Source organism: Pusillimonas minor (assembly GCF_014237865.1).
In the GTDB taxonomy this organism is placed as follows: domain Bacteria; phylum Pseudomonadota; class Gammaproteobacteria; order Burkholderiales; family Burkholderiaceae_B; genus Neopusillimonas; species Neopusillimonas minor.
This window is the reverse complement of sequence record NZ_JACJUU010000015.1, coordinates 1-20350: the sequence shown is the minus strand read 5'-3', so window position 1 is coordinate 20350 and position 20350 is coordinate 1. Positions and strand designations below refer to the sequence as shown.

Sequence of the window (20350 nt, the reverse complement as noted above, 5' to 3'; positions counted from 1 at the left end):
CCAAGTGCTATTGCCCGGCTTGCCAAGGCGGGCAGGCACAAAACAGGTTGCGGTCGCCGTAAACGTTATCGACACGCGCCACAGGCGACCAATACTTCGACTGCCTTAGCCTTGCCAGCGGATACGCGGCCTGCTCGCGAGAGTACGGTGCGCGCCAGCTGTCGGACAGCAGCATTTGCGCGGTGTGAGGCGCATTTTTAAGCACATTGTTTTCGGCATCGCACCCGCCCGATTCGATGCAGGCAATTTCTGCGCGAATCGAGATCATGGCATCGATAAAGCGGTCGAGCTCGGCCAACCCTTCGGATTCGGTCGGTTCGATCATTAGCGTGCCGGGCACCGGGAAGCTCATGGTCGGCGCATGAAAACCGTAATCGACAAGGCGTTTGGCAACGTCTTCGACCTGGATACCGGCGCTGTCTTTGAAGGGACGCAAATCGATAATGCATTCGTGGGCCACCCAGCCGCCACGCCCCGAATACAGAACCGGGTAATGGCCGCGCAAGCGCGCCGCAATATAGTTGGCATTTAATATGGCCACGGCCGTGGCGTTATGCAGACCCTGCGCACCCATCATGGCAATGTACAAATACGGTATGGGCAAAATACCGGCCGACCCGTACGGCGCAGCCGACACTGGCCCGCAAGGGTCGTTGGGCACAATACCCCGCGCGCCGGAAACACCCGGCAAGTAAGGGGCCAGATGCGCTTTGACCGCGACAGGCCCAACACCCGGCCCACCGCCGCCATGCGGAATACAAAACGTTTTATGCAGGTTAAGGTGCGACACATCGGCGCCGAACAGGCCCGGCTTGGCCACACCCACCATGGCGTTCATGTTGGCGCCATCAAGGTAAACCTGGCCCCCCGCACGGTGCACGATATCGCACAGCTGTACAACGGCCTCTTCGAAAACACCATGCGTTGACGGATACGTGATCATGACCGCCGCAAGAGCGTCGGCGGCCTGCGCCACCTTGTGCTCAAGGTCGTGCATGTCGATATTGCCGTGCTCGTCGGCCTGCACCACCCGTACCTCGAAGCCCGCCATTTGCGCCGAAGCCGGATTAGTGCCGTGGGCGGACGAGGGAATAAGGCAAATATTCCGGTGGCCCTGCCCGCGTGCACGGTGCCAGGCGCGAATGGCCAGCAAGCCGGCGTACTCGCCCTGGGCGCCCGAATTGGGCTGCAGACTAATGGCGTCGTAACCGGTGATTTCGCATAGCCAGGCCGACAGCTGCTCAATTAATTGATGGTAACCCTGCGCCTGCTCGAGCGGCACAAACGGGTGCAGCTGCGAAAAAGCCGCCCAGGTAATGGGGAGCATTTCGGCTGTCGCGTTAAGCTTCATGGTGCACGACCCCAGCGGGATCATGGTGCGGTCAAGCGCCAGGTCTTTGTCGGCCAAGGTGCGCAGGTAGCGCAACATGTCGGTTTCGGACTTGATGGACGAAAACACCGGGTGGGCAAGCACCGGGGCGGTACGCTGCAGGGCCGCCGGGAAGAGCTGCGCTAACAGCGCACCGACGGGCTGCGGCTTGAACGAACCCAGTAAGCCAGCGATTGTTTCGTGTGCCTGCGCGGGTTCGGCCGAGACGTCGGCAAAAACCGCCAAAATATCTTGCACATCGGTCAATTCGACAGTTTCGTCGAGCGAAATGGCAAGACTGTCGGGACCCGCTTGCCTGAAATTGATATGCCGGGCTTGCGCCGCCTGCAGCAAGGCTTGAGTTTGGCGACCTGTGGCGATGTGCAGGGTGTCGAACTGGGCGGCATTAACCACCCGCCAGCCCAGGGCTTCGAGCGTACGACGCAATAATGCGGTACTGTCGGCCACCTGGGCGGCAATTGACCGAAGACCGTCGGGACCATGCCACAACGCATACATGCCGGCCATCACGGCCAACAGCACCTGGGCGGTACAGATATTTGAAGTCGCCTTCTCGCGACGGATGTGCTGCTCGCGCGTTTGGAGGGCCAGGCGCAAGGCCGGGTTGCCTTGCGAATCGACAGACACCCCCACCAGGCGACCGGGCAAATGCCGGCGCAAGGCCTCGCGACAGGCCATGAATGCGGCATGCGGCCCGCCATACGCCATGGGCACACCGAAACGCTGCGCCGAACCTACAACGATGTCGGCACCCCACTGCCCTGGCGGCGTCAGCAGCACCAGCGCCAATAAATCGGTAGCCACCGCCACCGTAGCTCCCGCCTGATGCGCCTGGCTAACCAACCCGGCGTAATCGACGACCCCGCCCAACGAGTGCGGATACTGCAATAAAACGCCAAAGCAGTCGGGCAACCCGTCGGCCTCGTCACCCACCTTGAGCTCGATGCCCATGGCCTGCGCGCGGGTATGCAGCACCGCCAGCGTTTGCGGATGACAATGCACAGACGCGAAGAAACAGCGGCTTGGCCCGGTGGCATTGCGCAGGGCCATACCCATGGCTTCGGCCGCGGCTGTTGCCTCGTCGAGCAACGAGGCATTGGCGATATCCATGGCGGTCAGGTCGGCCACCATGGTTTGAAAGTTAAGCAGTGCTTCGAGGCGCCCCTGGGAAATTTCGGGCTGGTAAGGCGTGTACGCTGTGTACCACGCCGGGTTCTCGAGGATGTTGCGCTGAATGACAGGTGGCGTATGCGTGCCGTAGTACCCCTGCCCGATATAGCTGCGAAACAATGCGTTTTGACTGGCCAGTGCAGCTACCTGGCGCAGCGCAGCCGCTTCAGACAGCGGCTCGGGCAACGACAAACGGTTGTCACGAATGCCCTGGGGGACAACTTTTTCGATGAGGTCGGCAAGGCTGTGTGCCCCAACCACCGAAAGCAGGTGCGCCTGTTCTGGCGCCGAAGGCCCAATATGACGGGCCGCAAAAGGGTTGAGGTTTTGGGCGCCGTGCTGCATAGACCGCTTACCCTTGGGCCTGCCGATAGCCTTCGGCGTCGAGCAGGCCGTCGAGGTCGGCCGCATTGGCGGGGCGAATCTTGAATATCCACGCCTCGTAGGCCGACGCGTTGATCAGCTCGGGCTGACCTTCGAGGGCGGTATTGAATTCGACGATCTCGCCGGCCACCGGCGCGTAAATGTCGGACGCGGCCTTGACCGACTCGACGACGCCGGCAGTGTCGCCGGCCTTCAGCGTATTGCCTACCTTGAAGTCACCGACGAACACCAGGTCGCCCAACTGGTCTTGGGCGTTGTCGGTGATGCCGACCACCAGAACATCGCCATCGGCTTTTACCCATTCGTGCGACGCGGTGTATTTACGATCGTTTGGCAAATTCATTCAAACCTCTTTGTTCTGGAAAACTGTGTTCTGAAAAATAATGACAAGCATAGCGTAAGCCGGGCCGGCTGCGTAGCTTACGTCTGGGAGCGAACAAACGGAAGCTGGACGACCCGCGCCGACAACCAGTTGTCGCGAATACGTACTTTGACCGCCTGACCGACCGCCAGCCCCGCCGGCACCCGGGCCAACGCAATCGAATGCCCCAGCGTAGGCGACACCGTGCCGCTGGTGATTTCACCCTCGCCGAGCGGCGTGTTGACCACCATGCCGGCCCGCATTACGCCACGATCGAGCAGTTCGACACCAACACGAACGCGGCCTTTTGGCGCGATTTCGAGCGCATCGCGACCTACGAACTCGCGGTCCGGATCGTGCAAGGACACCGTCCAGCCCAGGCCGCACTCGTAGGGATTGACGCTTTCGTCCATGTCTTGACCGTACAAATTAAGCGCGGCCTCGAGGCGCAGGGTATCGCGTGCACCCAGGCCACAAGGCTTTACCCCGGCGCCCAGCAAGGTGGCCCACAACGTCACGATGACGGGCGACGGCGCGGTAATTTCGTAGCCGTCCTCACCGGTGTAGCCGGTTCGGGCGACCAGGATGTCGTCGGGCAAAATAGTTGATCCAAAGGGCTGCACAGCCGACACGACGTCGGCCCATTGCGGCCATACCTGATGCAGCATCGAGCGGGCGCTTGGGCCCTGCAAGGCCAGCATGGATAAGTCGGAGCGGGGGATAACCTGAACGTTGAAGTACTCTTCGTGAGCGACGCGATGCATCCAGTCAAGGTCTGCGTCGGCCGTGGCCGCGTTCAGTACGGTGCGCCACGAGTCTTCGGCGTGACGATAAACGATCAGGTCATCGATAACACCGCCTTCGGGGTTGAGCATGCAGCTGTACATGGCCTGACCGGGGCGCTGGACCCGCGCGGCATCGTTGGCCAACAGCCGACGCAAAAACGGCAAACTGCCATCGCCCTGGATATCGACCGCCCGCATGTGCGAGACATCGAACATGCCGCAATCGCGACGTACCGCGTGATGCTCTTCGAGCTGAGACCCATAGGCCAACGGCATCGACCACCCGGCAAAGTCGACCATGCGGGCCCCCGCGCTAAGGTGCGCGTCGTGTAATGCCGTGTGTTTTAAAACGTTTGCCATACCACCCCGCCAATGCTTATACCGGGCGCGCCGTTGCGATAAGCGCCCTGGCGCAGGCCACCGCCGAAGACCACGCCCATTGAAAGTTATAGCCGCCAAGCCAGCCAGTCACGTCAACCGCCTCGCCCACAAAATAAAGCCCGGGCACCGCTTTGGCCTGCATGGACTTCTGATTCAAGCCCTGCGTATCGACGCCGCCCTTCATGACCTCTGCCTTTTTATAACCAGCCGTGCCGGTGGGGGCAAGCGCCCATTGGTGCACACGTTGAGAAAGGTCGCGCAAAAAACGGTTTGACGCATCGGCCAAACGGACGGCACCCGCCTGCCCGTCGTACCCGGGCATATGCGCCAGCCACTGCTCGGCCAAACGACGCGGCCATAGCCCGGCCAACACCGTTGACAATTGTTGTTTGTTGCCCGGCCTCGCGTCGAGCAAAAGCTGCTCGATTGGCTGACCGGGAGCCAGGTCGATATGAATGGCTTGGCCGGGTTGCCAATAGCTGGAGATCTGCAAAATAGCCGGGCCCGACAAACCGCGATGGGTGAACAGCAGGTCTTCGAGGAACTGGCCACCCTCGCCTTTGCGGCCTGTTTGCCCGCAGCTGACGTTGACCTCGAGCGCCACACCGCTTAAGTCGGCAAAAGGTTTCCAGTGGTCGGGGTCAAACAGCAAGGGCACCAATGCAGGCCGTGGCTCGACGACTTTCAGCCCAAACTGGCGCGCAATTTTTAACGAAAAATCGGTTGCGCCCAGCTGCGGGATCGCCATCCCGCCGGTGGCCATCACCAACTGGCCGGCCCGGATCGTGCCGCTGTCGGTAGACAGCACAAAGCGGGAGGTATCGTGGCCGATGTCGTGCACGGTGCAAGGCATGCGCCAGGCCACACCGCCCGCGTCACATTCAGCACGCAGCATGTCGATAATGGACTCGCTGGAATCATCGCAAAACAGCTGCCCCCGGTGCTTTTCGTGCCAGGCAATACGGTAGCTGCGTACCAGTTTAAGAAAGTCTTCTGGGGTGTAACCCGCCAGGGCCGAACGGCAAAAATGCGGGTTTTGCGAAATGAAATTGGCGGGCGTGGTGCCAATATTGGTGAAATTGCACCGCCCCCCGCCCGAAATACGGATTTTCTCGGCCAGGCGAGTCGCGTGATCGATGAGCACCACGCGCAAACCGCCCTGGCCGGCAACAGACGCCGCCATCATGCCGGCCGCACCGGCCCCCACGATGGCGACATCGAAGTCAGCGCGCGACACGCTTAGTCTTCGCGCAGGCAGTCAACGTAGTAGCGAGGCTGGCCGTCGGGGCCGATATCTTCGGCCAAACCATGCACATAAGTTTCGAACCCCGGGAAACGGGCGTTGAACTCGCGTACAAACTGCAAATAATGAACAATGCGCGAATTGAACCGTTCGCCCGGAATGAGCAACGGAATGCCGGGCGGGTAAGGCGTCAGCAACACGCCGGTTACCCGACCTTCGAGCTCGTCGATAGATACGCGCTCGACCTCGCGGTGGGCCATTTTGGCGTAGGCATCGGACGGCTTCATGGCCGGGACCATGTCGCTGAGATACATTTCGGTCGTCAGGCGCGCGACATCGTGGTCTCGATAGGCTTCGTGAATTTGCTGACACAAATCACGCAAGCCCATGCGCTCGTAGCGGCGATTTTCTTTGCAGAAATCGGGCAAGATGCGCCACAACGGATGGTTGCGATCGTAGTCGTCTTTAAACTGCTGCAGCGCGGTCAACATCGTGTTCCAGCGGCCTTTGGTAATGCCGATGGTAAACATGATGAAGAACGAATAAAGCCCGGTCTTTTCGATGACCACGCCGTGCTCGGCCAGGTACTTGGACACCAGCGCAGCCGGAATACCGGTTGGCGCAAACGTACCCGAAATGTCGAGGCCGGGCGTGACAATAGTGGCCTTGATAGGGTCGAGCATATTGAAGCCCTTGGCCAGCGGGCCAAAGCCATGCCACTCGTCGTCAGCTTCAAGCATCCAGTCTTCGCGGCTGCCAATGCCATCGGGCACAAGGCGCTTGGGGCCCCACACCTTGAACCACCAATCGTTTTTGCCGAATTCGGATTCGACCTTGCGCATGGCCCGACGAAAGTCGAGCGCCTCTTTGATGCTTTCTTCGACCATGGCGGTGCCCCCCGGGGGCTCCATCATGGCGGCGGCGACGTCGCACGACGCAATAATGGCGTACTGCGGTGAAGTAGACGTGTGCATGAGGTACGCCTCGTTGAACACGTTGCGGTCGAGCTTGCGGTTCTCGGGCTCTTGCACTGTAATTTGCGAAGCCTGCGACAAACCCGCCAGCAGCTTGTGAATAGAGTGCGTGGCAAACACCATGGCATCTTTACTGCGCGGCCGGTCTTTGCCAATAGCGTGCATGTCTTTGTAGTACTCGTGGAACGCCGCGTGCGGGATCCAGGCCTCGTCAAAGTGCAAGGTATCGACTTCGGAACCCAACTTTTCTTTGATCATCTCGACGTTGTAGCTGACGCCGTCGTACGTGCTTTGCGTAATGGTCATGATGCGCGGACGCTGGTTTTTAACGTCGCGCGCAAAGGGGTTGGCTTCGATTTTGGCCCGGATGGACTCGGGCTCGAACTCTTCGAGGGGAATAGGGCCAATAATGCCCAGGTGATTACGCGTTGGGCGCAAAAACACCGGGATGGCGCCCGTCATGGTAATGGCGTGCAAAATTGATTTATGGCAATTGCGGTCGACCACAACAATGTCGTCATTCGCGACGTTGGCATGCCACACAATTTTGTTCGACGTCGATGTACCGTTGGTCACGAAGAAACAGTGATCGGCGTTAAAAATACGCGCCGCGTTGCGTTCGGACTCGGCGACCGGCCCGGTATGGTCAAGCAGTTGCCCCAGTTCGTCGACCGCATTGCACACGTCGGCACGCAACATGTTCTCGCCAAAAAACTGGTGAAACATTTGCCCGACAGGGCTTTTCAGGAACGCCACCCCGCCCGAGTGCCCAGGGCAGTGCCACGAATACGACCCGTCAGACGCATACTTGACCAGCTCGCGGAAAAACGGCGGCGCCAGGCCGTCGAGGTAGGCACGCGCTTCGCGGATGATGTGACGCGCCACGAATTCGGGCGTATCTTCGAACATGTGAATGAAGCCATGCAGTTCGCGCAGGATATCGTTGGGAATGTGCTGCGACGTGCGGGTTTCACCGTACAAATAAATAGGGATATCTTCGTTGCGAAACCGCAGCTCGCCAATAAAAGAACGCAAGTTCTTGATGGCGTTGGCGACGTCTTCGGGAGAGTCAACGTCGAATTCCTCATCGTCGATCGACAAAATAAATGCGCTGGCCCGGCTTTGCTGCTGGGCGAACGAGCTGAGGTCGCCGTAGCTGGTCACCCCAAGCACTTCGACCCCTTCAGCCTCGATGGCAGCGGCTAGCGCGCGAATACCCAGACCCGAAGCATTTTCGGAACGGTAATCCTCGTCGATGATGACGATGGGAAAACGGAATTTCATGCGCCTGCTCCTATGTGCGTGGCAATGTCACGCCCTGCTGACCCTGGTACTTGCCACCACGGTCACGGTACGAGGTTTCGCAAACCTCGTCGCTTTCAAAAAACAACATTTGTGCACAACCCTCGCCCGCGTAAATTTTGGCCGGCAAAGGCGTTGTGTTGGAAAATTCGAGTGTAACGTGCCCCTCCCACTCGGGTTCGAGCGGGGTCACGTTGACGATAATGCCGCAACGCGCATACGTGCTTTTGCCCAGGCAAACGGTAAGCACGCTGCGGGGAATACGAAAGTATTCGACCGTACGCGCCAACGCGAACGAATTGGGCGGAATAATGCAGACGTCGCCCTTGAAGTCGACGAACGACTTTTCGTCGAACGCTTTCGGGTCGACAATGGTTGAGTTGATATTGGTAAATATCTTGAATTCGTCGGCGCAGCGCACATCGTAGCCGTAGCTGCTGGTGCCGTAGCTGACGATTTTCCCGCCATTCACACTACGTACCTGGCCGGGCTCAAAGGGTTCGATCATGCTGTGCTCTTGGGCAACACGACGAATCCAGCGGTCACTTTTAATCGACATAGGGATCCCTTGTTTAATGGGCGTCTATTTTATAGCCAGCCCATGACAAATGCGCGGGCAAACAGACAAATGAGTCATTCGCGGGCCACATAACGGTAAATAAGCGCCAAACCATTGACCGTACCCGCACTGAGTTGGGCAGAAAGCCCCCGCGCAAGCCGATAACTGACCCGGCCCACCGTACCGGTATCGGACAAGGCCTGCTCGAGACTGACCGTGAAGCCACTTGCCAAATGCTTGGCCGCCACCATGAACTGGCGTTCGATATCGCTGGTGCCACTATCGAGCCCCCGTACAACGGACTCGGCAGGCAAGATACTGCCCACGCTGCCCAATTCGCCGGAACGCATACTGACCTCGTCGAGACCGAATTTTCTGTAAAAGGGCTCGCCATCGCCCAAAAACGATGTCCCGACCGAGAACAGCAAGGCAGCATCGCCACCCGAGTCATCGGGGCCACGCCCCAGCAACAGCCACGACAGCTTCTGCACATCGGCGACTTCGGGATAGGAAATAAGGTCGATGCGCGGACGGCGCGCCGTCCCGCTGACCCGTACGCCGGCCTCGACGGCCACACCGGTACGCAAGGCCTCGATGTTAAGGACGGGGCTGGCGATATCTCCCTGGAACGTGATGGTACCGCGGCGCAACTGAAGCCGCTGACCGTAGGCTTCGATGGCCCCACCCCGCGTACGCAAAGCACCGTAGGCCGAGAGCTTGCCTTCGTTCATGATGATGCGCATTTGCCCCACCAGGCCGGAATCGACACCGTACCCGGTAATGTAAAAGCGCGGCCCCAGGTCTACCGAAATATTCATGCCGATATTCATGGGTGCGGCCTTGGGCGGCGGCTGCCCGGCCCGCACAACCACGACATCGCTGTCGACGGTGGGTACGCTGCTTAACATGTCCAGATCGACCCAGCCCGCGTCAACCGTGACCTCGCCGTTGATATCGAGCCGCTCGGAGGGGGCATCGACACCGATCTTGCCGGTCACCATGGCAAAGCGATCTGAACGCTGCAAAATGGGATAACGATACAGATCGACCTCGACCTTACCGCCCTGGTCGCTCAAGTCCCAGTATCCGGTCAACGTCAGCTTGCCCCCCTGGGCATCCGGGTTCGCACGGGTCCACTCTTCGGTGCGCCACTCTTTAGGAATAGCGCGGCGCCGCGCAGGAAACTCAAGGCTGTCGAGCACAAAGCGGTCGCCTTCCATATGCGCTTGCAATGTGCCTTCGACAAGCCTGACGCCGTCGTCGATGCGCACAAAGCGGATGTCGCTGCCGTTTACCGTACCACTGGTTTGCCAGCTGCCGTCGGGGCGGCTGCGGGCTTGCACATCGGCCGTCAGACGACCGCCAATATCGGTAGCGTCGCCAACGAAAAGGCTGAGCCAGCTTAAGTCGGCCACGTCGGCTTTTACGTTAACCGTTGTGGCGTCGTTGGGGCTGACATAAAAACCGCCCTCCGGGGTGGTTCGCAGCAAACTGTTGGCCTGGATTTCGGCACGGCCCATTTTGACCGTGTCGACGTCGATGTCGATATCGATGCGACTGGCCCCGTTGCCGGTGGGCCGTGCTCGCAAATCGGCCTGCAAGGTGCGCAAACCCAGCGGAAACGGCGGGTCGCCCGGCACGATCATGTCGCCGCCCAGACGACGCACCTGCGCGGCGCCCGAAAGCGCCCCTTCGAAGGACAAGCCCCAGTTCAGCCCATAAGTAATCTCGACCAGATCATTACGGTCGTCGACATCAAGAATCACGCGCCCGCGATCGGCCGTGCCTTCCGGATTCGCCGCGTCAAGCATCGCCGTCGCCTCGTCGATAATCCGCTTGGAAAGCGTCAGACGGTCGATATCGCCCCGGGTAGTCCAGCGCCCGGGCGAAAACTGGGTGCGGGCATGGTCGATCACCACGCTGTTACGCGACGGCAAGGCCAGTTCGATTTGCGTTGCACCAACCTCGAGCAGCCAGGCGGGCGCCTGAGCCGCCGGCACCACTTGCAGGGGCACCGGCGAACGCGCATCGACCTTGACGCCGGCATGCCCGATGTCGAGCCGGGTAAAACGACCCGACCAGGCTGGCGGCGAGTCGGGTCTGGCGGTGTAGCCACCTTCTATTTGGGCGTCGAGCACCACAGGGGCCTCGCCCAAGGTATTGCCGCCTGGTTGATTTAAATCGTACTGCCCTTTAAGGGTGAGATTATGGGCCGCCATCGCGCCCGAAAGCCGGGCCTCGACAGAAAGCCCCCCAGGCAACCCGGGCCAGAAATCGGCCAACCGGGATGCGCCGAGCGCCAACTGCATTTGGGTGTCGGACCACCCCAGACGCCCGCTACCTTTGAGTTGATGCGGCCCGAGCCGAACGTCGAGTTGCAGATTATCGGCCCGAAACCCGGGGTCGTCGGGGGCCACGGGCTCGGTATGCCTTATTGCCAACGCCACATCAGCCTGCAAAGGTTGACCGTTCCAACGCGAGCCTTCGCTGACCACCCATGTCAGGTCGGCCGCCTGCACTTTCGATTTATCTTTGAGCGCCGCGTCGAACACCAGGCTGGATGACAGCAACGCTTCGGGCAAGCCGGCGTCGGCCAAACCCGTCAGATCAAGACGATGAACATTCAATTGCCCTTTTACCCGGTCAACATCGACCCCGCTTTCCCAACCCAGGTCGGCGTTTATTGAAGCGCCGTCGCTCAAACCCAACTGCAGTTGGGCGGTACGCAGCGGAAAGGGCTCGCGTGGCGCCAGCTGCGCGGCCGCCTCGAGTGTCATGTCCTGGCCACTGCCTGCCAGCTTGACAGACGCCGCGTCGAGGGAACCCTCTGCGGTGGCTTTCAGGTCTACTGCACAAAAAGTACTGATGGCGTCGAGTTCGGTAGCCGCTTCGTCGTCGGCCTGCACTACCGCCACCGTTGCCGTTTCCGTTGCCGTTTCTGTTGACTGCGGCAACCCAGGCAAAAAACGGCGCGCGCACAGCAGGGAATCGGGCACGCTGCTTTTGGCATTGGTTTCTATGACCAATGAAAAAGGCCACGGGTCGGCCAGCGCCAACAAACGGAACTCGCCGGTGACATCGGCATCGATATCTTGCTGGCCCAACAACACCCGACGAAACACCAGCTGTGCATCTTGCTCGTTCAGCGCCAGCGAGGCCTCGAGGTTTTTAACGCGGGCCAGCACCGGTTCACCATTAAGCGATACATTCAGCTCGCCCAACGAAATACGATCAAGGGCCAGCGTCACCGGAAGCACCGGCAACGAAAACGGCTGATCTTCTTGCGGCTCGTCGCTTTCAAGCACATCAAGCGACAAGCGTCCTGCAGAAATATTTTGCGCATGCAAACGGCGGTCGCGCAATGCCGGCCAGTCAACCACCAGATCGACATCGGCCAAACCAATTTTTACGGCAGGCGTATCGACCTGGAGTTCACCAACGCGCAGGCCGTCCCAGATGGTGCCATCGACCTGGGCCACCCGACCGCCGGCCAGACCAACGCCGGTTTCAAGCGCCCAGCGTGAGCCGGGCTGCGAGGCCACAACCCAATACACGAACCCGGCCAAAATGGCGATGAGCATCACCAGAACCGGCCCCAGCCAGAACAGAAAACGACGAAGTCGACGCATCGGCCCGCTCAAAATGCCACACTCAGGGAAAAATGCAGTTTCAGGCGGCGATCGCGCTGGCCATAAGCCAGGTCGACCGCAAATGGCCCGGCCGGCGTGCGCAATACGGCGCCCAAACCATAGCCATAGTGCATTTCCATGTCGCGAAACGATGGCGCCGCATCGCCCGCGTCAAAAAATGCCCGCATGCCCAACTGCTCGGTAAAAAAATGCATGTATTCGATACTGGCCCAGGCTAGCGTGGGCGCACCAATAATGGCATCGCCCCTGGGAATACCAATGCTGTTGTAACCATAACCGCGAATGGTTCGTGCCCCGCCGGTACGAAACCCGAAATCTTCGGGCAGACGTTCGGTTTGCGACCAGACCTTACCCACTTCGGCACGCACGGTAAACACGTCGCGGCGCCCGACCGGCCACCATTGCTGCCCGCGCAAACTGGTTTTGTAAAACGGCTCGCCGCGGTCGAGCGTTACGCCGGCCCCTACGCCAAAATCAACTAAATTGCCTTCGCGCGGGTCGTACTTGTCGTTAACGTCGCGACGCAACCACTGCCAGCCTGCCACCATGGTCGGGACGCGGTACGATTCGGCGCCCGCGATTTTGGTTTCGTCTTGTGCAGCCACCAGACTCCACTGGGTTTCGTACTCGACCCGACTATTACCGGCGGCTTTGCGTGTCTGATTGCGTCGCCACCCCAGACCATAACGGGTTGTATCCAGGCCTTCGATGTCGGAATGGCTGGCCAGGACACCAAAACTGTCGGTGTAGCCACGCGTATCGGGGGGCAGGTGTACATCAAAAAAGAAACGCTGACGGTTTTTATCGACGCCCAGCCCCGTTTCAGTCCAAACAGGCTGGCCAAACACCACATTCTGGCGATACAGGCCTTCGACACGCGCCCCGTTGTCGGTATCAAAACCCAGCGACGCCGTGTATACGCGGGCAGGGGCCTCGGTTACCCGGACGACCACCGGCATTTCGACATCGCCGTCCGGGCGTTGCACGCGCTGATCGGCCCGACTGTCCATGACGACGAAAGCGCCACGAAAAAACGCCGTTGACTGCAGCGCCTGTTGCCAGTCGTCGAGCTTGTCCTGATCGTAGGCATCGCCCGGGGTATAACGCACGTAGCGCTCAATCAGCTTGGGTGGTACGCGCTTCAAGCCTATAAGGGTTAGTTCGCCCATGCGTACACGCGGGCCGCTATCAACCTGGACGTCAAGATCGGCCCGGGCGTCTTCTGCCTGAACGGTGGCTTGCGACTGCACCATGCGGGCCAGCAAAAAGTCTTTGCGGCTTACCTCGGTAATGAGGTCAGACTTGGCCTTGCTCCAGGACTCGTTGATAAACGGCATCCCTTCGTCAAGCGGCCAGTCTTCTTCAAGCAAACGCACACGATCGGCGAACTCGGGCTCGGCGATTTTGCCCAAGAAACGAATGTCGACCTGCCCAACCTGGGCGCGCGGCCCCGGGTCGATTGTGATCTCCCAGGTTTCACCGGCATAGTCTTGGCCGACGACCAGATCGACCCTGGACGCAAAATAACCCTGGGTTTCGAGCGCCGACAACGTGGCGTCACGCGCGCGACGACGCAGCCGCGAAACCTCGCCGCCATCCTGGTCTTCGGCCAGACGCGTAATGGCATCAATGGCGCCCATGATGGACTGCAAGGCTTCGGGCGGCACCCCGCCGGGGTCGATAATGACTTCGGGCTTGGCGGCCCACGCCAGCTGCGTGCCTGCCAGCCCCAAAGCAAGCAACAGGCGCCGGGCCAACACGGCCAACCGGCTGGGCCTTGCCCGGCCAAGCCCACGCCTGCCTGAACCCCGATCACGTGCGCAGAATACCCCCAACGGCATGGATAACTTTAGTGTTGAACAACGACAGACGGCATCTTGGCCGCCATATCTTTAGGCAACGCCGCCACCAGTACCGCCACCTTGTGCGCAATGCGCTGATATTCGGCCGCGGCGTCGCTTTGCGGGTCGGACACGACTGTAGGTGTACCGGCATCGGTTTGAGACCGGATACTCATGGCCAAAGGCAAAGACCCCAACCAGGGCAAATTAAATTCGGCCGCCAGATGCTGACCGCCATGCTCGCCAAAAATCGGTTCGGCGTGACCGCAGTTGGAACAAATATGCATGGCCATATTTTCGACGATGCCCAGCACCGGAACATCGACTTTACGAAACATTTGTAACCCTTTGCGAGCGTCGGCCAGGGCGAGGTCTTGCGGGGTGGTGACGATAACCGCCGCGGTGAGCGGCACTTTTTGAGATAACGTCAGCGCGATATCGCCCGTGCCGGGGGGCATGTCGATGATCAGGTAATCGAGGTCGCCCCAATTGGTTTGGCGCAGCAACTGTTCGAGGGCCTGACTAACCATCGGGCCACGCCAAATAGCCGCCGCGTCAGGGTCGATAAGGAAACCGATGGAGTTGGCTTCGATGCCGTGCCCTACCAGCGGCTCCATGGTTTTGTTGTCGCGACTTTCGGGTTTGCCCGACAGGCCCAGCATAATGGGTACGCTGGGGCCGTAAATATCGGCGTCGAGCAACCCCACTTTGGCCCCCTGTGCACGCAGCGCCAGCGCCAGGTTGACCGACGTCGTGCTTTTGCCCACGCCCCCTTTACCCGAAGCCACGGCAATAATATTGCGCACATTAGGCAGCGGCTTAAGGCCGCGCTGCACAGCGTGGGTTTCGACCGCAAGCGTGCAATCGAGGCGCTCGAGCGACAACCCGGCTCCGGCCAAAACGGTTTCAATCGATTGCCGAAGTGCGTCGACCCCATTGAAAACCGGGTAGCCTAACGCCAGATTAAGCTTAAGAACCGAGCCGTCGATGACGATCTCACTTTTTTTTACGATTGGGCCCAGTTTTTTTTGCGTGTTCGGGTCGACAACGTCGGACAATAGTGTCTGGATTTGCTCTACGGTAAAGCTCATGGTGTGGCCTTGCAGGTATTGTTTTCAGCTAAAGTCAAAGCATAGCGGATTGCCGTGATTCTTGGGGACTGGAACTTTTCCCCGCAAAAATGTCATACTTAATCTTATGAATACATTCACTCAAATTCTTCGCGGTCTGCTGTTTTTTGTACTTGCCATTTTCGGCATGGCCATGGCGTTTATTTTTATGGTGTCTACCGCCATTGCCATTGGTATTTTGTACATTGTGGCAAAAATTAAAGGCAGGCCGTTTGGCGCCCGCGCCTACTGGGAGGCACGCCAGCGTGCGGCCGCCGCCAGTGCAGGCCGGTATCGCCCAGGTGCGGCCAAACAAGCTTCGCGCTTTAACAAAGCCGACGTCGTCGACGTCGAAATGCGCGAAATCCGCTAAAGGGCCTAATCGCGCCGGGTTGGCGCCGGCCCTGCCGGGGCGTTTACCCCCGAACACCTTGGCAGGCGATTCATTACAATAGAGGCTTCGTTTCTATTGTTGATAAATACGCCTGCCCATGTCGCGCACCCTATTCGTTACCACAGCACTTCCCTACGCCAACGGCTCGTTCCATATCGGCCACATCATGGAGTATATCCAGGCCGACATTTGGGTGCGCACCATGCGAATGGCGGGTCATACCGTACACTTTGTCGGGGCCGACGACGCTCACGGCGCCCCCATCATGCTCAAGGCCGAGGCCGAGGGCATTACGCCCCAGGCGCTGGTGCAACGCTACGCCAACGAACGTCCCCAATACCTGAATGGCTTTCACATCCAGTTCGACCACTGGCACTCCACCGATTCGCCCGAAAACGTCGAACTGTCGCAAAGTATTTACAAGGCGCTTAAAGCCCAGGGGCTGATCAGCACCCGCCAAATCGAACAGTTTTACGATCCGGTCAAGGGCATGTTCCTGCCCGACCGCTACATCAAGGGCGAATGCCCCAAATGCCATGCGCCCGACCAATACGGCGATTCGTGCGAGTCGTGCGGCGCGGTATATGCACCCACCGACCTGATCAAGCCGTATTCAACGCTTACCAAAGCCACGCCCGTCCTAAAAAGCTCCGAGCATTACTTCTTTAATTTGTCCGACCCGCGCTGCGTGGCGTTTTTGCAAGAATGGACAACCGGTACGAACACCCGTGGCCAAAAGCGCCTGCAAAACGAAATTTTGGCCAAAACCCGCGAATGGCTGGGCTCGGGCGAGGCCGACAGCGAAGCCAACCTGGCCGACTGGGATATCTCGCGCGATGCGCCCTACTTTGGTATTGAAATCCCCGACGCCCCGGGCAAGTACTTCTATGTGTGGCTAGACGCGCCTATTGGCTACCTGGCTTCACTTAAGGCCTACTGTGCCAAGCAAGGCCTTGATTACGATGCGCTTGTCGCGCCCGACAGCACCACCGAACAGGTTCACTTTATTGGCAAAGACATCGTTTATTTCCATGCCCTGTTCTGGCCCGCCACCCTGAAGTTTTCGGGCCGCAAGGTGCCCGACCAATTACACGTACACGGCTTCATTACCGTCAGCGGCGAGAAAATGTCAAAGAGCCGTGGCACCGGGATTTCGCCGCTGCGTTACCTCGAACTGGGCATGAACGCCGAATGGATGCGCTATTACATCGCCGCCAAACTAAATGCCCGCGTCGAAGACCTAGATTTCAACCCCGATGACTTCATCGCACGGGTCAACAGCGACCTGGTCGGCAAATACGTCAATATTGCCAGCCGGGCGGCCAACTTCATCAGCAAGTACTTCGAGGGGCAACTGGGCTATGTCGGCGACACCGTTGGCTTGACCAACGACATTGCCGAGGTCGTCGCGTCTGTTCAGGCCGACCTTGAAGCCCGCGAATACGGCCGTGCCGTGCGTACGGCCATGGCTTACGCCGACCGTCTGAACCAGGCCTTCGATACGGCTCAGCCGTGGGTATTGGCCAAAGGCATTGCCCAGGCCACCCCCGAGCAAAAAGCACAGCTGCAAGACATTTGCTCGCGCGCTTTAGCCGGCTTCAAGGCCTTGTCGGTCATGCTAAGCCCCATTTTGCCGGTACTTACCGCCCGCGTCGCCCAAGAACTGTTCGCCGATGCCGACCACTATCAGTGGGCCGACGCCACCCAGCTGCCTTCCAAAATCAATGCATTCAAACACCTCATGCAGCGCGTCGAGCCACAGATGCTAGAAGACCTGTTCGAGCCCCCAGTGGTAGAAGCCCCCAAACCCGGCGGCGAGGCCATTGCCGACACCATTGACTTCAAAGATTTCGCAAAAATCGACCTGCGCATTGCGCGCATTGTTGAATGCACCGAAGTCGACGGGTCTGACAAACTACTGCGGCTCATGCTCGACGTTGGCGAAGGCCGGAACCGCCAGATTTTTTCGGGCATCAAGGCTGCCTACAAGCCCGAGGACCTGGTCGGCAAGCTAACCGTTGTCGTGGCCAACCTGGCCCCGCGCAAAATGCGGTTTGGGGTGTCTGAAGGCATGGTGCTGGCAGCCAGTCACGCCGACGAAAACACCAACCCCGGTATTTATATTCTTGAGCCTGTCTCCGGGGCCGAACCCGGCATGCGCATCAGTTAATGAACAAACACACGGCCGAGCCTCCACACACGTCACGGTATGCCCAGGGGCAGTTCAGCACCTGGGTCAGTGTGGTGGTCAATGTTGTTTTAACCATTGCTCAAGCCATCATTGGCGTTTTTGCACAGTCGCAGGCCCTGGTGGCCGACGCGGTGCACTCACTGTCCGATCTGCTGTCTGACTTTGTGGTGCTGGTGGCCAACAAGCAGGGGCAAAAAGCCCCCGACGCCGACCATCACTACGGCCACCTGCGGTTCGAAACAGCCGCTTCTCTGGTACTGGGCGTACTGCTGCTGGTCGTGGGCATTGGCATGCTTTGGGCGGCCTTCAGCAAGCTGCAAGACCCGGCACTCATCCCGCAGGTGCATTGGGCCGCGCTGGTCGCAGGCATTTTGACGTTGGCCTGCAAAGAATGGCTGTTCCGCTATTTGCTCAGGGTGGGCGAACGGGTCCGTTCCAGCATGCTGATTGCCAACGCCTGGCACGCACGCTCCGACGCGGCGTCGTCGCTGGTGGTGGTCGTGGGTATTGGCGCCAACATGATGGGCTTTCCCATGGCCGACCCGCTTGCGGCGCTTATCGTCGGGCTCATGATCGGGCGCATGGGCTGGAAGTTTTTTTACAATGCCTTCAGCGACCTGATGGACCGCGCCGTCGACGACGACACCGAAAACCGCATCCGCACGCACCTGCTGTCTACCCCCGGTGTCCAGGGTGTTCACGATCTGAAAACCCGCAAGCTGGGCGACATGATCTGGGTCGAGGTCGATCTTGAAATGGATGCCACACTTACCATCGCCCAGGGCCACGACATCGCCGTCGAGGCGCGTCGCCGTGTCATCGAGAACGAGCCCGTACTCGATGTCATGACCCACTTCGACCCGGTCGACATCACCACTCGCGCCCAGGCCGCCCCCAACCCACCTTCCTGAACGGAGCTGAGCATGACCACTGCCACCACATTCCAGTTGCAAGACCCTACCCTGTTGCGCACCCAATGTTATGTCGATGGCCAGTGGCGCGACGCCAACGCCGGCAAGACGCTGGCCGTACTCGACCCGGCCAGTGGCCAGGTTCTGGCCCACGTTCCCGATGCCGGCACCGACGAAACACGCCAGGCGATAGATGCCGCCCATCGGGCCTTGCCGGCGTGGCGTGCGCTCACTGCCGCCGAGCGCGCACGCTATTTGCGTCGCTGGTACGAACTGATGCTGGAACACAAGGCCGATCTGGCACGCATCATGACGCTGGAGCAAGGCAAACCCCTGGCCGAAGCCATCGGCGAAATCGGGTACGCAGCCTCGTTTATTGAATGGTTTGCCGAAGAAGGCAAGCGCGCCTACGGCGAAGTCATCCCCTCCCCGGCGCCCAACACGCGCTACGTGGTGGTCAAGCAGCCGGTCGGCGTTTGCGCCGCCATTACCCCCTGGAACTTTCCGTCGGCCATGATTACCCGCAAGGCGGCACCCGCCTTGGCCGCAGGCTGCACGCTGGTACTGAAGCCGGCCGAACTTACGCCTTTATCGGCCCTGGCACTGGCCGAGCTGGCCGAACGTGCAGGTATCCCCGCCGGGGTGTTCAATATTGTGACCGGCGATGCCAAAACCATTGGCGCCGAGCTCTGCAGCAACCCCATTGTGCGAAAACTGTCTTTTACCGGCTCTACCCCGGTAGGCAAGCTGCTTATGGAGCAATGCGCCCCAACGCTTAAAAAATTGTCGCTTGAGTTGGGCGGCAATGCACCATTCATTGTCTTCGACGACGCCGACATCGACGCTGCCGTCAAGGGCGCCATGGCCGCCAAATACCGCAACACTGGCCAAACCTGCATCTGCGTCAATCGGTTTCTGGTGCAGTCGGGCGTTTATGACCGCTTCGTCGAAAAACTGACGGCGGCCACCCAAACCCTGAAGGTGGGCAGCGGCCTGGAAGACGGTGTTGTGCAAGGCCCGCTGATCAACGACGCTGCCGTGCAGAAAGTCGAACGACTGATTTCGGACGCCACCCAGAAAGGGGCGCAGCTGCACACCGGCGGCAAACGTCGCAGCCCAGACACCCTGTGGTTCGAGCCGACCGTACTTGCCAACCTGACCCAGGACATGGATATTGCCCGTCAGGAAATTTTTGGCCCGGTCTCGGCCGTATTCCGCTTCGATACCGAAGAACAGGCCATTGCCATGGCCAACGATACCGAATACGGCCTGGCCGCGTATTTTTACACGCGCGACATCGGCCGGGCCTGGCGGGTGGGCGAAGCACTTGAATACGGTATGGTGGGCATCAACACCGGCGCCATCTCATCTGAAGTCGCCCCGTTTGGCGGTATCAAGCACTCGGGTTTGGGCCGCGAGGGCTCACGTCACGGGATAGACGAGTACCTGGAGCTTAAATACATGGCTATGGGTGGGCTGTAAGGCGTTAACGCACAGCAAGCCAAAGAGCGAAGCCGGAAAAAGCCGTTTATTGCAGCGCCCTGCCGGCTACGCAACAAAAAAGCCAACCGTTTTAGGGTTGGCTCAGATTGCTGACAAACCCTCGCGTAAAACCGAGGGTTTGTTCATAATGGGGCATGCTAAAAGAACCTACTGCCTATCAGCATGAGCTTGAGATGGTGACGCTGGAATCGCTGGTTCCTCG

The 20350-nt window shown here is 59.6% G+C and carries 13 protein-coding genes; 4 read left to right on the top strand and 9 right to left on the bottom strand.

Annotated elements, in window-relative coordinates; all coding sequences use genetic code 11:
- Nucleotides 1-7: 7 nt before the first annotated feature.
- From gcvP to apbC, 9 genes are all read right to left on the bottom strand, one after another.
- A complete protein-coding gene (gene gcvP, locus GTU67_RS13575) occupies nt 8-2905 on the bottom strand; it encodes an aminomethyl-transferring glycine dehydrogenase (protein ID WP_185780598.1) in 2898 nt (965 codons plus the stop codon).
- 7 nt (nt 2906-2912) lie between these two features.
- Nucleotides 2913-3287 (bottom strand): glycine cleavage system protein GcvH, encoded by a 375-nt coding sequence (gene gcvH / locus GTU67_RS13570; RefSeq protein WP_185780597.1) that lies wholly within the window; start codon nt 3285-3287, stop codon nt 2913-2915.
- A gap of 77 nt (nt 3288-3364) precedes the next feature.
- On the bottom strand, nt 3365-4450 hold the full coding sequence (gene gcvT / locus GTU67_RS13565; RefSeq protein WP_185780596.1) for a glycine cleavage system aminomethyltransferase GcvT: 1086 nt from the start codon (nt 4448-4450) through the stop codon (nt 3365-3367).
- 16 nt (nt 4451-4466) lie between these two features.
- The gene (locus GTU67_RS13560) at nt 4467-5729 is read right to left on the bottom strand and encodes a BaiN/RdsA family NAD(P)/FAD-dependent oxidoreductase (RefSeq protein ID WP_283245262.1); all 1263 of its coding nucleotides are present in this window, start codon (nt 5727-5729) and stop codon (nt 4467-4469) included.
- Nucleotides 5711-7972: an arginine/lysine/ornithine decarboxylase gene (locus tag GTU67_RS13555; protein ID WP_185780595.1), complete on the bottom strand. Its 2262-nt coding sequence runs from the start codon at nt 7970-7972 to the stop codon at nt 5711-5713. The genes GTU67_RS13560 and GTU67_RS13555 overlap by 19 nt, the downstream gene beginning before the upstream one ends.
- A gap of 10 nt (nt 7973-7982) precedes the next feature.
- Nucleotides 7983-8549: a dCTP deaminase gene (gene dcd, locus GTU67_RS13550; RefSeq protein WP_185780594.1), complete on the bottom strand. Its 567-nt coding sequence runs from the start codon at nt 8547-8549 to the stop codon at nt 7983-7985.
- A 74-nt stretch (nt 8550-8623) separates the two neighbouring features.
- Nucleotides 8624-12178: a translocation/assembly module TamB domain-containing protein gene (locus tag GTU67_RS13545; protein ID WP_185780593.1), complete on the bottom strand. Its 3555-nt coding sequence runs from the start codon at nt 12176-12178 to the stop codon at nt 8624-8626.
- Between the two features lie 8 nt (nt 12179-12186).
- Nucleotides 12187-13965, bottom strand: a complete 1779-nt coding sequence (locus tag GTU67_RS13540) for an autotransporter assembly complex protein TamA (RefSeq protein ID WP_430459017.1) — start codon at nt 13963-13965, stop codon at nt 12187-12189.
- 83 nt (nt 13966-14048) lie between these two features.
- Nucleotides 14049-15131, bottom strand: coding sequence for an iron-sulfur cluster carrier protein ApbC (gene apbC / locus GTU67_RS13535; protein WP_185780591.1), 1083 nt, complete (start codon nt 15129-15131; stop codon nt 14049-14051).
- 106 nt (nt 15132-15237) lie between these two features.
- On the opposite strand from apbC, the gene GTU67_RS13530 reads away from it, so the two are divergent.
- The 4 genes from GTU67_RS13530 to GTU67_RS13515 all read left to right on the top strand — a co-directional run bounded on the left by GTU67_RS13530 (nt 15238) and on the right by GTU67_RS13515 (nt 20127).
- Nucleotides 15238-15522 carry a hypothetical protein gene (locus GTU67_RS13530; RefSeq protein ID WP_185780590.1) on the top strand — a complete coding sequence of 95 codons (285 nt, stop codon included), beginning with the start codon at nt 15238-15240 and terminating at the stop codon, nt 15520-15522.
- Nucleotides 15523-15640: 118 nt separating this feature from the next.
- Nucleotides 15641-17713: a methionine--tRNA ligase gene (metG, locus tag GTU67_RS13525; RefSeq protein ID WP_185780589.1), complete on the top strand. Its 2073-nt coding sequence runs from the start codon at nt 15641-15643 to the stop codon at nt 17711-17713.
- Complete coding sequence (locus GTU67_RS13520; RefSeq protein ID WP_185780588.1) at nt 17713-18645, top strand: cation diffusion facilitator family transporter; 933 nt, start codon at nt 17713-17715, stop codon at nt 18643-18645. The genes metG and GTU67_RS13520 overlap by 1 nt, the downstream gene beginning before the upstream one ends.
- A gap of 12 nt (nt 18646-18657) precedes the next feature.
- On the top strand, nt 18658-20127 hold the full coding sequence (locus GTU67_RS13515; protein WP_185780587.1) for an NAD-dependent succinate-semialdehyde dehydrogenase: 1470 nt from the start codon (nt 18658-18660) through the stop codon (nt 20125-20127).
- Nucleotides 20128-20350: the final 223 nt, after the last annotated feature.